General features: G+C 62.4%; 12 protein-coding genes. 7 read left to right on the top strand and 5 right to left on the bottom strand.

All coding sequences use genetic code 11. The features are described 5' to 3' along the window. The first annotated feature begins 535 nt into the window (after positions 1-535). From codB to NH396_RS12120, 3 genes are all read left to right on the top strand, one after another. The gene (gene codB / locus NH396_RS12130; RefSeq protein ID WP_176678375.1) at positions 536-1,798 is read left to right on the top strand and encodes a cytosine permease; all 1,263 of its coding nucleotides are present in this window, start codon (positions 536-538) and stop codon (positions 1,796-1,798) included. Positions 1,799-1,967: 169 nt separating this feature from the next. After that, entirely contained in the window at positions 1,968-2,261 is a 294-nt protein-coding gene (locus NH396_RS12125) for a type II toxin-antitoxin system RelE/ParE family toxin (RefSeq protein WP_176677193.1), read from the top strand. 14 nt (positions 2,262-2,275) lie between these two features. Beyond that, complete coding sequence (locus NH396_RS12120) at positions 2,276-2,605, top strand: HigA family addiction module antitoxin (protein ID WP_215822795.1); 330 nt, start codon at positions 2,276-2,278, stop codon at positions 2,603-2,605. Between the two features lie 144 nt (positions 2,606-2,749). Here the strand turns inward: NH396_RS12120 and NH396_RS12115 are convergent, their stop codons facing one another. From NH396_RS12115 to NH396_RS12100, 4 genes are all read right to left on the bottom strand, one after another. After that, positions 2,750-3,742, bottom strand: coding sequence for an EamA family transporter (locus NH396_RS12115; RefSeq protein ID WP_176677191.1), 993 nt, complete (start codon positions 3,740-3,742; stop codon positions 2,750-2,752). Between the two features lie 160 nt (positions 3,743-3,902). After that, positions 3,903-5,060, bottom strand: coding sequence for a DMT family transporter (locus NH396_RS12110; RefSeq protein WP_176677190.1), 1,158 nt, complete (start codon positions 5,058-5,060; stop codon positions 3,903-3,905). Positions 5,061-5,250: 190 nt separating this feature from the next. Beyond that, positions 5,251-5,985: an AraC family transcriptional regulator gene (locus NH396_RS12105; protein ID WP_253063992.1), complete on the bottom strand. Its 735-nt coding sequence runs from the start codon at positions 5,983-5,985 to the stop codon at positions 5,251-5,253. 54 nt (positions 5,986-6,039) lie between these two features. Continuing rightward, the gene (locus NH396_RS12100; protein ID WP_176677188.1) at positions 6,040-6,501 is read right to left on the bottom strand and encodes a carboxypeptidase regulatory-like domain-containing protein; all 462 of its coding nucleotides are present in this window, start codon (positions 6,499-6,501) and stop codon (positions 6,040-6,042) included. A gap of 580 nt (positions 6,502-7,081) precedes the next feature. On the opposite strand from NH396_RS12100, the gene NH396_RS12095 reads away from it, so the two are divergent. The 4 genes from NH396_RS12095 to NH396_RS12080 all read left to right on the top strand — a co-directional run bounded on the left by NH396_RS12095 (position 7,082) and on the right by NH396_RS12080 (position 11,847). Beyond that, complete coding sequence (locus NH396_RS12095) at positions 7,082-7,630, top strand: sugar dehydrogenase complex small subunit (protein WP_176677187.1); 549 nt, start codon at positions 7,082-7,084, stop codon at positions 7,628-7,630. Between the two features lie 153 nt (positions 7,631-7,783). Further along, positions 7,784-9,397, top strand: a complete 1,614-nt coding sequence (locus NH396_RS12090) for a GMC family oxidoreductase (RefSeq protein WP_176677186.1) — start codon at positions 7,784-7,786, stop codon at positions 9,395-9,397. 2 nt (positions 9,398-9,399) lie between these two features. Further along, positions 9,400-10,929, top strand: coding sequence for a cytochrome c (locus NH396_RS12085; RefSeq protein WP_253063990.1), 1,530 nt, complete (start codon positions 9,400-9,402; stop codon positions 10,927-10,929). A gap of 384 nt (positions 10,930-11,313) precedes the next feature. Further along, positions 11,314-11,847, top strand: a complete 534-nt coding sequence (locus NH396_RS12080) for a hypothetical protein (protein ID WP_176677185.1) — start codon at positions 11,314-11,316, stop codon at positions 11,845-11,847. A 133-nt stretch (positions 11,848-11,980) separates the two neighbouring features. Here NH396_RS12080 and NH396_RS12075 read toward each other — a convergent pair whose 3' ends face one another. Continuing rightward, on the bottom strand, positions 11,981-13,027 hold the full coding sequence (locus NH396_RS12075; protein WP_176677184.1) for a hypothetical protein: 1,047 nt from the start codon (positions 13,025-13,027) through the stop codon (positions 11,981-11,983). Positions 13,028-13,225 lie beyond the last annotated feature (198 nt).

Below are 13,225 nucleotides of genomic sequence, written 5' to 3'. Positions count from 1 at the left end.
GCTAAACAAGGAAAGACTTGAAAAAATTTGCATCCTGTACTTGGCGTCAGGTTTTGATGTCAGTGAAGGAGGGCGAGAGCCGCGCCACGCGCTGCACTGAAAGAGTGCGCCGCGTGGCGTTCTTGTGTCTGGCGCTCAAGATGATGCCAACGTCGGCGTACCTGAGGGGTTCGTAGGTGTTGCGCCGGGCTAGCCGCGAAATCTTTCTGGAGATGGCCTTGCGCTCACCTGCGCCTGTAGCCAGGCCGGATCCTGACGCCTGTGTCAGCTTCATGGCACAGGCGGTGAGCTGGTTTGTTGCGCGGCGTGAGGATGGGTGGCGTGAATCTTGCGTGGTGGTAGGGTAGCGACCGCCGCTCTGACCTCCGCCCTGCCCGCCACCTTGCCCGCGGGGCGGTGCCCGGCGTTCAGGCAGGCTGACACCCCCACAAGACTCGACGACTCACGACCGAGCTCCAGGAAGGCACTCATGGCAGAACACTCCTCACCTCATTCCGCAGACCGCACTTCAGGTCATGCTTCAGACCATGCCTCGATGGCAGGCGAATCCGGCAATGATTATCCCTTGAGCGAAGTCCCCGCTTCTGCACGACGTGGGCTGCTTTCCACCTCGATGGTGCTGCTCGGCTTCACCTTCTTCACCGCCACCATGTGGGCCGGTGGGTCACTGGGCGCGGCCTTCGAACTCAATGAGCTGATGTGGATCATCGTGATCGGCAATCTGCTGCTGGGGAGCTATGCGGCGGCGCTGGCCTACATCGCCTGCAAGAGCGGCCTCAACTCGGTATTGATGGGCCGCCTGTGCTTTGGCGAGAAGGGCAGCCGTCTGTCCGACTTCGTGCTCGGCTTCACCCAGATCGGCTGGTACGCCTGGGGCACCGCGACCATCGCCATCGTGCTGGTCAAGACACTCGGCCTGCCGGAATGGCTGACCACGCCGCTGATGGTCATCTTCGGCTTTGCTTTCTGTCTGACGGCGATGATCGGCTATCGCGGCCTGGACATGCTGTCACGTGTCGCCGTGCCGGCCATGCTGCTGTTCATCCTGTTCAGCCTCTACACCGGCATGGTCGATGTCGGCGGCATGGCGGGACTTGCGGCACTGACGCCGACGGATTCCATGAGCTGGACCGCCGCCATCACCGCGGTGATCGGCACCTTCATCAGTGGCGGCACTCAGGCGACCAACTGGAGCCGCTTCGCGCGCTCGCCGAAGATCGCCGTGATCGCCACGCTGGCGGCCTTCTTCGTCGGCAATGGCTTGATGGTGCTGACCGGTGCGCTGGGCGCGATGATCTATCAGCAGGCTGATATCGTCGATGTGATGATCGCCCAGGGGCTGGTCAGCCTCGCCGTGCTGATGCTGTTTCTCAATATCTGGACCACCCAGGACAATACCATCTACAACTTCGCGATCGCCGGCTGCAATCTGCTGCGCACGCCGCATCGTCAGCGCGTCACCCTGGGCGGCGCGGCTATCGGCACGGTGCTGGCGGTACTCGGCATGTATGAGTGGCTGATCCCATTCCTGATTCTGCTCGGCACCTTCATCCCGCCGATCGGCGGCGTGATAATGGCCAACTTCTGGCTCGGTCACAAAGGACAGTATCCGCGCCTCGCCGAGATGCCCAAGGTCGATTACCACTGGCCGGGCCTTGCCGCCTACGCCATCGCCTGCCTGTGTGCCTGGAGCTCACCCTTCATGCCGCCGGTCGTGGGTGTCGTGATCGCCTTCGTCGTCTACGGCGGACTGATCAAGCTTGCCAGGGTGGAGCTGGTCAACAAGACGGCAGCGTGAGTCGTTGAGCGTCTGGTGTGAAGGCCAGAGGAATATGAAGCGCCCAACGAGTCTTGGACTCGTTGGGCGCTTTTCATGTGTGAAGAAGCTTCAGGGTGGAGCCACCTCAGGGAGGGCCACTTGATGCACAACATGGTTGTGCATAGAATGAGGGGAAAAAGGTGCTGCCATGGCGGTGGAATTCAGGGATGAGTGGCTCGAGAGCTTCTACGAGCGAGATGTTGGTCACCGCAAGATACCTGCGGCGCTCTCCAGTTCGCTCTATCGCAAGTTGCAGATTCTCGATGCCGCAAGCCAGGAGTCTGATCTGAGGATTCCGCCAGGCAATCGTTTCGAGCATCTACAGGGCAATCTCGCAGGTTATTGCTCGATTCGCGTCAACAAGCAGTATCGACTCATCTTTCGATGGGAGGCAGGGATTGCCCATCAAACATATCTAGACCCGCATGCTTACAAGGGCTAGAGGAGGTAGCAGTGATGAGAAATACTCAGCGGCGACCACTGACGGTAGGCGAGATGTTGACGGCAGAGTTTCTGGAGCCGATGGACATCGACATTCGCACCCTGGCCGAGGCGATGGGAGTGCACAGAAATACCTTGAGTCGTATCGTGCATGACAAGGGCACCTTGACGGCCCCGATGGCCATCAAGCTGGCGGCTGCGCTAGGCAATACGCCGGAGTTCTGGCTCAACATCCAGCATGCCGTAGAGCTCTGGGATGTGCGACATCGTGCCTACGCGCAGGATGCCAAGGGCGTGCGTCGCATAACGCCGCAAGTTGATGCCACCGAGCTTGCCTCGCATTGACGTCCTGCGCGCTTCACGGCGAGTGATTGAGATGGCGTGAGCCCGAGAGCTTATGCCCAGCAATACAAAGCCCCAGCCTGACACTCAGGCTGGGGCTTTGTGCTTTTTGCATTCGGTAACACCTCGTCGTGCCGCTCGGTTAGATCAGGCGGTTGCTGGCTTCACCTGAATTACCAGACAGACAGCGATCAGCGCCATGCCGAGCCAGCCGAGCGGTGCGATATGTTCCCCGACGAAGGTCACGGCGAGCAGCGCGGCGACCAGCGGTTCGAACAGGGTGAGCAGGGTGGCCTTGCTGGCGGCGACGGTCTTCAAGCCGTAGCCGAAGGCGATATAGCCGAGGAACATCGGCACCAGTGCCATGTAGAGCGCGACCGATGTGTTGCCGGGGGTGGCGAACAGGCGCGGGTCGGCCACCAGCATGCTGAGGCCCAGGCCTGCGATCAACGCGATACCGGCGACGCCGAACAGGCTGCCCATGGCAGCGCGGGCGTGGGTGCCATGGTCCATCATGCGCCGGGCGATCAGTGAATAGGCGGCGTAGGTCGTGCCGGCGATGATGCCCAGCACGATGCCGGCCAGGCGTTGCCAGTCAGCGTCAGGCACGCTCACTGACCCTGTCGCCATCGGGTCGCCGCTGGCGCTGATGGTGGCAATGTCTCCGCCATGAGTGGCCGTTTCGCCCATCGCCATCATCACCACACCGGCAATGCCCAGCGCGAGGCTGAGATACCAGCTCAGCGTGAGTCGGTGGTGGCCGAACAGGCGCTCCAGAATCGCCGCGGCCAGTGGTGCCGTGGCGATGGTGATCACCGTGCCGATGGCGACGCCGGCCAGATGCATCGAGGAATAGAAGGCCAGCGGGTAGATGACGACACACACGGCGCCGAGCAACACCCGGCTCTTCTGCGCCAGCAACAGGCCCAGACAGCCCATGATATTGGGCCGCGCGATCACTGCCTGTAGCAAGCCGCCGACGCCCATGGCGAAGGCGCCAGTCGCCAGCGGACTGACATCCTGATTGAAGTGGGCCGCCGTGCCGGTGGTACCCCACAGCAGCGCGGCAAACAGAACGGCCAGGCTACCCATGCCGGTCGACCTTGAAGAGGCCGCGATATCAGTGCGAGTGGTTGTCATGGTGATGTCCTTGCGTATCTTGCCAATCCCTTGGCCGTTCTCAGTCGCCGCATGAGTCTTGGCAAAAGTGTGCTGAAACCACTTTCGGGGAGTTGAGTTGCCGCGCCAGCTGGCTGCCGATCAGGGCGCTCACTCCCACTTGCCAACAAATCCCTGGTCGTCAGGCGTCGTGACGCTGCCATGGCGCCGTTTCTTGCTCCGACCCTTGCTTGGTATCGCGGCCATGCTCGGTATCGCTCCACGGATCACGCTTACCCCAGTGGGCAGTGTCGACGTGTGTATCAGCTTGAGCGTCGCAGGCCGTGTCAGGTGTCGTCCAGGCCGCGAGGTCTGCCTGCGGGCTGGCCATCGGCGCCTGCGTTGCCTGCGGACGCAGTTGCAGCATCAGGCAGGTCATGATCAGCACCATGCCGATGGCCCCCATCAGTGTGAACTGCTCGCCGACCACGATGACGGCCAACAGGCCCGCCACCAATGGCTCGAACATGGTCAGGACTGTCACCCGGCTGATTGGCACGCTGGCGAGCCCGCGTCCGAATATGAGGCTGGCCAGCAGCATCGGGATCAGCGCCATGTAGATGGCAACCGCCGAATTCACCGGCGTGGCAAACAGGCGCGGATCGAGGAACAGGCAGCTGATGACCAGGCCGATCAACAGCAGGACGCCGGCACAGCCGAACATCGCCCCCATGGCTGCACGGCGATGCACGCCCAGCAGCATCATGCGTCTGGCAAGCAGCGAATAGGTGGCGTAGCTCGCGCCGGCCAGCACGCCCAGCCCGATACCGATGAGCTTGCGGCTCTCGCTGGCAACGCCGCTGGCAGTGGCGTTTGCCGCCGTGTCCGCCAGGCGTGTCTCCCCCATGGCCATCAGCCCCACGCCGGCCATGCCCAGCATCAGCGCCGCGTACCAGCGCGCACTGACGCGCTTGCGATCCAGCACATATTCCAGCACCGCTGCCGCCAACGGCGCCGTGGCGATGGTGATCACGGTGCCCATCGCGACGCCGGTGTATTCCATGGCCGAATAGAAGGCCAGCGGGTAGACGATGATGAACAGTGCTGCCCACAGCACGAGATGCTTGTTGACCAGCAGGGCGGCCAGCTCCTCATGGAGGATTCGTCGCGACAGCACAGCCTGCAGAATGCCGCCAAAGCCCATGGCGAAGGCGCCGGTGACCAACGGGCTGACATCCTGATTGAAGTGGGCGGCGGTGCCGGTCGTGCCCCATAGCAGGGCGGCCGTGAGGACGGAAAGATTGCCGATCTGGCGTTCCAGCGCTGGGCGGAAGGGCGTCCGGGAGAAGGAGTGCTGCATGGTGGATGGCTCGCAATGAAGTGTGTCTCGGTGTGCACGAGATTACGCCTCATCGCGAGGATATATTGTGCTGAAACTACGCTCTTATCTGCCAGGAGAAGCAAAACATCATATACCACCGGAGTGCGGTGATTGACTGTCGGGCTCGGGTACCCAATTGGTTGTTCAGATGATCGAGTCGGTCATTCAGTCAGTCATCCGGGGGAGTGAGGCTCGAATACTGGCGCGTCATCTCGCGTGGCGACTGGCCGAAGTAGCAGGAAAAGCGCCGCGAGAAGGCGGAAAGGTTCTGATAGCCGACGGCCTCGGCGACCTGCTGGACGCTGAGATCGGTGTGGATCAACTGCGCCCGCGCGCGCTCCATGCGTCTGGCGGTCAGGTACTGCTTGACGCTGACGCCCAGATTGTCGCGAAACACCTTGTGAAACTGGGTCGGGCTCAGGTGGGCGAGTCTGGCCAGTGATGCCACGTCGTGGGGCTGGGCCAGCTGCGCGTTCATGACGTCGAGCACTCTGAGCAGACGACGATCGACGCGCTGATCACAGGTCTGCTTCTCCAGCAGGCCGAGAAACAGCGCGATGGAGAGCTGATCGATGTGCTTGTCGACCTCACCCTGCAGCTGCGCTTCGAGAAACAGCAGGTAGTTCATCAGCAGGGTGCTGATCGAGAACACCACGCGTTGTGAAGCCGCGAGATTGTCGGGCAGGGTGTCCAGGTCAGCGACGATGAAACGCGCGGCGTCCTTGGCATGAAACAGGTGCGATTCCCTGGGGCGAATGATGACGCACTCGCCGGTGACCACGGTGCCGTGATGGCTGCCGACCTGGATATCGAGATGGCCGCGGATCGGCAGCACCAGCTGGTGGTGGTCGTGGTCATGGACCGTGGCCTGTGGGGTATAGGCGCGCAGCGAGAGTGTCGTCATCGAGCGGTGGCCATCATCCGGCGATACAAGGGCAGCATGGAGAGCAAGAGGGTATCAGCGGCTCAGCTCGATGCTGCGGGTCTGGCCGCGACCGACCTGCACTTGACTGAGAATCAGCGGGCTGCGTGTGCCGTCCGGCAACTGGATGACACCGGCGACATAGAAGGTGCCGGATGGCAGGCCAGTGGCATTGAAGTAGCCATTGCTGTCAGTGCGCACGATGTGGGTATAGGCCTGGGCACGCGGGTCGGCGCGAGACGCCGTCTTGCCCGCCAGCGCCAGTTCCGCGGCTTCTGCGGAGTAGGTGGTGACCGGCGCGATCGAGATGCCCGCCCGGTTGGCGTAGATTGTCTGGCCCTGCCACTCATAGGACATGCGGCCCTTGATCACCGAGGTGCCGGTCTTGTCGAGCTTGGCGTACTCCGCCTCCGGGAAGGCGACCGTGCGCTGGACGCGCTGCTCGCCCTGTTCGGACTGCGAAGAGCCGAAGTCCGGCAGCGAAATGCTGTCGGCCATGCGCGAGGCGCTTTCACACCCGGCAAGAACGGCGGTGCTCATGAGCAGAGCGAGTGGAGTACGCAAGTGACGAAGCATGGCGAGTCTTCCCTGAAGTCGAGTGATGGGCGGCGCGTGCGTCGGCGCGTGAGCGAGCCAGTCTGGCCACAGCTGCTGCCTTTGCCCCACATCCTACTGCGCCGAGCACAGTCAGGGAACTGCCGGTGAGCGAGAGACAGGCGCGGATGATTCTTCCGTCAGGCATCGGCATCCGTAGGCATCCGCTGATAACTCTCGCGGTTTCGACCGACCCTTGTCGGTAGGCCAACAGCAAGCGTTTGCTTGTGAGCGCGCTGGGTTGCGCGAAGCAAGCCTCTGGAGTTGCTTAAACAGGAATTCCTTGTTCATTATACGTTTGTCTATAACGTGATGGCGCTTGTTACCATGCTATTCATCAAACCCTGTGCAAGGGCTTCGCAAGAGCTGTTCAAAACCGCTCAAAATCTGCCTGTGTGCTGTTCGAGTGCAGCTTAGATGGCATGACCGCCTAGCGCGCGGTGCGCTGGCGTCGGGTGAACCATTCATTGTCCGGGAGGGCCGCATGTCGACATCCCAGAGCGCTACTGATTCTTCACGTCGCCAGCTATTGAAGCTGGGGCTTGGTGGGGCAGGCATTGCCGTGTTTGGCGGCCTGTCCCTTCAGGCCCTAGCCGATACAGTCGCTGACGAGCAACAGACGCAGGATGACAGTGCCTTCGCGACGTTCATGGTCCTGTCGCGCTGGCTGCTCAGCGACAAGGCCCTGGATGAGCGGCTGGGCCAGCGCTACTTCGAGGCGCTGGCGAGAATTCCGGCCGAGGGAGTGCCCGGTGTCGGCAGGTTGCCGGCCCTCAAGACCCGCTTGCTGGCCCTGGGCGAGTCGCGAGAGTACGTGACAAAGGAAGACCTGAGCGACGGCGAAATGGCGCTGGTGCGCCGTCTGCTGCAGGCCTGGATGCTCGGCACGGTCGGCAAGTCGATCAGTGACCCCGCCGCCGAGGTCATCGCCTTCGAGCGCGCTGGCATGTATGCCGGGCCGCGCGATGTGCAGGTGGTGCGTACCTATTGCCCCAACCGTCCGGGGTTCTGGGCCGAGGCACCCAAGGCCTGACTGGCACGCTTTCTTCAGATCTGCGCGTGACGGATGGTAGGGCCTCGGGTCCGTGCTGAGACCTCCGCTTCTGACATCGCCTGCGTGCCAGATCTTCCAGGGGCGTCCTGACCGCTCCTGTTGCTGTTCCCAATTTCCCGAGGAGAATCCTGCATGGCCGAGGAATCCCGTGCGTATGATGCCGATGTGATCGTGGTGGGGTCCGGCGTCGCCGGTGCCCTGATCGCACATCGCCTGGCCGAGGCCGGCAAGTCGGTCATCATGCTGGAAGCCGGCCCGCGCATGCAGCGCTGGCAGATCGTCGAGCGCTTCCGCAACCAGGCCAACAAGATGGACTTCATGGGGCCCTATCCTGCCAGCAAGGCGGCGCCCCATCCGATGCTCTACGGCAAGAATGCCGACTATCTGGTGCAGAAGGGCGAGCAGCCCTATGACGCCCAGTATATCCGCGCCGTCGGCGGTACCACTTGGCATTGGGCGGCCTCGGCCTGGCGCTTCCTGCCCAGTGATTTCCGTATGAAGAGCGAGTATGGCGTCGGGCGTGACTGGCCGATCGGCTATGACGATCTGGAAGACTATTACTTCCGCGCCGAGGTCGCGCTGGGTGTGTGGGGGCCGAATGATGTCGATCTGGGCAGCCCGCGCAGCGCCGAGTATCCGATGGCACCGCTGCCGCTGTCGTGGAACGAGCGGCGGGTCAGCGAGCGCATCAATCCCCACGGCTTCGACATGGTCACCGAGCCGGTGGCGCGCAACAGCCGCCCCTATGATGAGCGCCCGACCTGCTGCGGCAACAACAACTGCATGCCTATCTGCCCGATCGGTGCTATGTACTCCGGCATCATCCATGTCGAGAAGGCCGAACGTGCCGGCGCCAGGTTGATCGACAATGCCATCGTGCATCATCTGGAAAGCGACGCCAGTGGCAAGATTCGCGAGGTGCGCTATCTGGACCCCGACGGCAAGCAGCATCGCCTGAGTGCGGCGCGGGTGGTGCTGGCGGCCAATGGCATCGAGACGCCCAAGCTGATGCAGATGTCGGTCAACGCCCATACCCCCGATGGGGTGGGTAACCAGAACGACATGGTCGGTCGGCATCTTATGGACCATCCTGGCACCGGGGTGAGCTTTCTGGCCGATGAGCCGCTGTGGGCCGGGCGTGGCCCTCAGGAGATGACCTCGATCATCACCTGGCGCGACGGCGACTTCCGCAAGGACTTCGCATCCAAGAAGCTGCATCTGTCCAACATTGCCCGCACGCAACAGATGACGACGGAGGTGCTGTCGGAAACACCGCTCAGGCTCGGTGCGGATCTGCAGGCGCAGATCAATAACCGCGCCAGCCGCTATGTGCAGTTCGATAGCTTCCACGAGCTGTTGCCAGAGGCTGTCAATCGCATCACGCCGTCAAAAAAACGCGACGCTCTGGGCCTGCCGCGCCCGGAATTCCGTTATGCTATCGATGAGTACGTCAAGCGAAGCGCCGCGCATACCCGAGAACAATATGCGCGTATCGCTCAGTTGATGGGAGGTACCGACATCGCGTTTCGTGATGAGTTCTCCAACAACCAGCATATCTGCGGTACGACCCTGATGGGAGACAACCCCAAAGACTCCGTGGTGGATCGCGATTGCCGAGTGCATGGCCATGACAACCTGTTTGTCGCCAGCTCGGGCAGCATGCCCACCGTCGGGTCGGTCAATTGCACTCTGACCATCGCGGCGTTGTCTCTGCGTATTGCCGATCTGCTCGAACAGGAAATATAAGCATGGTCCCGCACGTCCGTACTGCTGGCACCCGTGATGCCATTGATGAGAAAGGTCGCGGTGCCCGCCCGACCCTTCGCCCCGCACGCCTGACCCGTGCCGTCCGCCTGGCCGCCATTGTGGGCACCAGCGCCTTGTTGCTCAGCGCCTGTGGTAGCGGCGAGGACGAGCACGCCAGACAGGTGGAAGCCGACAAGGCCGCCACCAATGACCCCGCGCTGATCGAGAAGGGGCTGTACATGGCACGCGCCAGTGATTGTGCGGCCTGTCACAGCACCGAGGACGGCGATGAATACGCCGGTGGTCTCGGCTTCGAGACCCCGGTGGGTGAGATCTACGCCACCAACATTACCCCGGACACCGAGCACGGCATCGGCAACTACACCCTCGAGGAGTACACCCGTGTGCTTCGCGAGGGCGAGGCTGCCGATGGCCACAACCTCTATCCGGCGATGCCGTTCCCGTCCTATGCCCGTCTGACGGATGAGGACATCAAGGCGCTCTACGCCTGGAACATGCATGAAGTCACGCCGAGCGGCACGCCCAACCGCGAAAGCGAGATTCCGTTCCCGCTCAACATGCGCTGGCCGATGGCGCTGTGGGAAGAGATCTTCTCGCCGCTGGAGCCGTGGCAGGATGACCCCGAGAAGAGTGCCGACTGGAACCGTGGCGCCTACCTCGTCCAGGGGCCGGGCCACTGTGGCAGCTGTCACACCGAGCGTGGCTTCGCCTTCCAGGAAAAAGCACTGACCGGTGAAGAAGAAGGCTATCTGGGTGGGGCGATGATTGAAGGCTGGCGCGCCTTCAATCTGACACCTGATCACAAGGACGGCTTGGGCAGCTGGAGCGAGCAGGATATCCAGACCTATCTGGCGACCGGCAACCTCAAGGGCAAGGCGCAGGCTGGCGGCCCGATGGCGGATGTGGTCGAACACTCCATGCGTTACATGAGTGAAGATGACCTGCGCGCCATCGCGGTCTATCTGAAGTCGATTCCGGCGGTGGATGGCAAGGGCGAGCAGGGCGAGGCGGTCAATGACGGCGATCGCAAGGCCGAAAGCGAGCCGCAGGTCGCCACGCGCTTCAATCAGGGCGCACCGGCCGATGACGTGCTGTTGCTGCGCGGTCAGCCGCTGGACAAGCGCCCCGATGATGAAGATCTGATAGGTCAGCTGACCGATGCAACTCCTGGCGTGCGTCTGTATCTGGGCCACTGCGCCATGTGTCACGGCGCGGATGGTGCCGGCACCCAGGATGGCTACTACCCGTCGCTGTTCCACAACAGCGTGACCGGCAGTGTCTATCCGGACAATCTGGCTCAGGCGATCCTCAATGGCGTGCAGCGTGAGAACAACGGCCACAGTGTCTTCATGCCGGCCTTCAATGACAGCCTGACCGACGATGAGCTGATCAACCTAATGGACTATCTCGAGAATCGCTTCGGGGAAGGTCATCAGTCCGAGACGCTGGCATCGCCCGAAGCGCGTCGTCAGCAGCTGAGCGACAAGCTCGAGGACTGGCGCAAGCACTGAGTCAGGTGAAGGCCTGAGTCCGGTGCAGGCGCTGAGGTCTGTGCTGACAGGCCTGCGCAAGTGCTGGGTAACCGCGAAAAAAGACAGCCTCTCAAAGCGGGCTGTCTCTTTCGTGACCTGCGCCACGGTGCCGACGTGCGGTTGTCGTGTGCGTTCAGGCCGTCTCATCCCGCGCTCGGTATCATCCTCGATTGGATCAACCATGACTGGTTCATCCGTGACTGGCGATGTCACACAGTTGGGGTAATATTGCCCCATGCAGGACCCCCGATTCACATTCATCCCGCTCGTGTTGCGCTCAAATGCAGCACAAACTGAAGAACTGCGGTAGAATGTGTGCCCAGACTTTAGCTCTTTATCAATTATTCGAGGCAACATAGCAGTATGACCGACGCTAATCTTGACGACCAGCTTGCATCCCTGTTTCAGGAGCAGGACATCAAGCAGGACCAGAACGCCCGCATCAAGGAGCTGGAGCGTCAGCTGCGTGAAGCCAGCAAGGAAGCCGACAAGCTCCGTAATGCCCGTGACAAGGCAAAGAAGGAAGTCGAAGACCTGCGCGCTCGCAACGAACGCCTGAGCGAGAAAGCCGCAGCCTCTGACAAGCACCGCAAGCAGGTCGAGCACGAGTTCAACCAGAAGCTGGTGCAGTACAAGGCACGTCTTGCACGCGAACAGGCCATCGCCCAGTCTCGCATGATGCCGATGGGCGCAGCCGTCGAGGAAGCGACCGAAGAAGCCGATGCGGCCTCTCTGGAAGACCTCGGCCTCAATGCTGCCGCTATCCGTGCCCTGACTGATGCTGGCTACGACGACGTCGCCAAGGTTCGCAAGGCTCACGCCGATGGCGTGATCTCTGAAGTCAAGGGCATCGGCCCGAAGGCTCAGTCCCAGATCGCTGAAGCCCTCGACGCCTGATCGTTGCCCTTGATCGAAAAAACCCGCCAATCGGCGGGTTTTTTTGTGTCTGTCATTCGCCCTGTGGCGGGCATGACCGCTGGATCTAGTGCTGGGCCTGCGGCCGGGTCTACACCTGGGCCTACTGCTGGGTCTACTGCTGGAGCTTAGGCCAGCTGACCGCTGACTGCTGCTCGCCCAGCCAGTCCTCGAGGGCGGTGCGCATGTCGGCGGTCGGGATCGAGCGCCCGTTCAGCGCATGCACCACCCTGGGCAGACTCGGCGCCTCACCGGCATCCGCCGGCCAGGCCTGCTTGAGCGTGAAGGCGAGCTTCAGCGGCTCCTCGCCATGCAGGCTCTGCTGCATGCGGGCGTGTTCGGCGGCCAGCGACTCGAGCTCGGCCTCAAGGCTCGCATCCTCGATATCGGCACGACTGACCAGCAGCATGCGCGGCAGGTCGAGCATGTCGGCGCGCGGCAGCCAGTCCTTGGACAGCGGATGCAAGGCCACCAGACGCGTCGCGTCATCGCCGTTGAGGAAGGCCGCGTGCATCTTGCGGCTGTTGATCAGCGCCTGGGGCGCATCCCCGACATATTCATCGCCTTCGAGCTCTTCCAGCGAGCGCGGGCTGACCAGCTGCATGCTGGAGCCGACCTTGACCTCGACCCACTGCTTCAGCGCTAGATGCGAGCGTGCATCGTCATCGCGCATCACCACTCGCACAGCACGCGTGGTGTCGTTGAGGAAGCGGATCAGCAGCTCCTGCGGCTCGAACAACTCGGTGTAGCGGATCAGCTCGTCACGCGCGACCAGGCTGACATCGTCGAGATCCGCGCCATCCAGCACTCGCAGTGACATGCCGCTTTCGGCCAGAGCCTTGAGCATCTGCGGCGTCAGGTAGGCAGCGTCGAGGCTACCATCGCTCAGCCCTTGCTCCACGGCCTCAGGGCTTGAGAACTGCTTGAGCATCAGCGGGCTGCTCAGTTGGTCATCGAGGGTGCCCTTGGCTTCGAGCATCACGGCGGGGCTGACGCTGACACCGCCATCGGCGGGCATGCCGATCTCCAGCGCGCTGGCGTGCTGGGCGAGGGTCAGGCTGGCAGTGGTGAGCGACAGGGTGGCGAACATGCGTGCCAGGCGCGGGCGAGATATCGGTAGTGATATCGAAGGACAGAACAGTGCAGGGGGAAGCAGGGACATCTGGCACTCCGGCAACGGTAACAGGGTGATGACGTACGGCAGCGATGACAGCGCTCGCGCGTGGGCGCCAATGGTAGCCGTTTGGCTTGTGGGTGTCAGGCACGGCGCGGCGTCATGTCTCACCTCCCGCCGGCACGCCATCCTGCGGGGTGATTGAGAGGATAGCCGTGAGGATAGCCGTGGAGATGAGCGTATGGA

This window comes from Cobetia sp. Dlab-2-AX, from assembly GCF_024124625.1.
GTDB lineage: Bacteria > Pseudomonadota > Gammaproteobacteria > Pseudomonadales > Halomonadaceae > Cobetia.
This window is presented reverse-complemented; position numbering and strand designations above follow the sequence as displayed.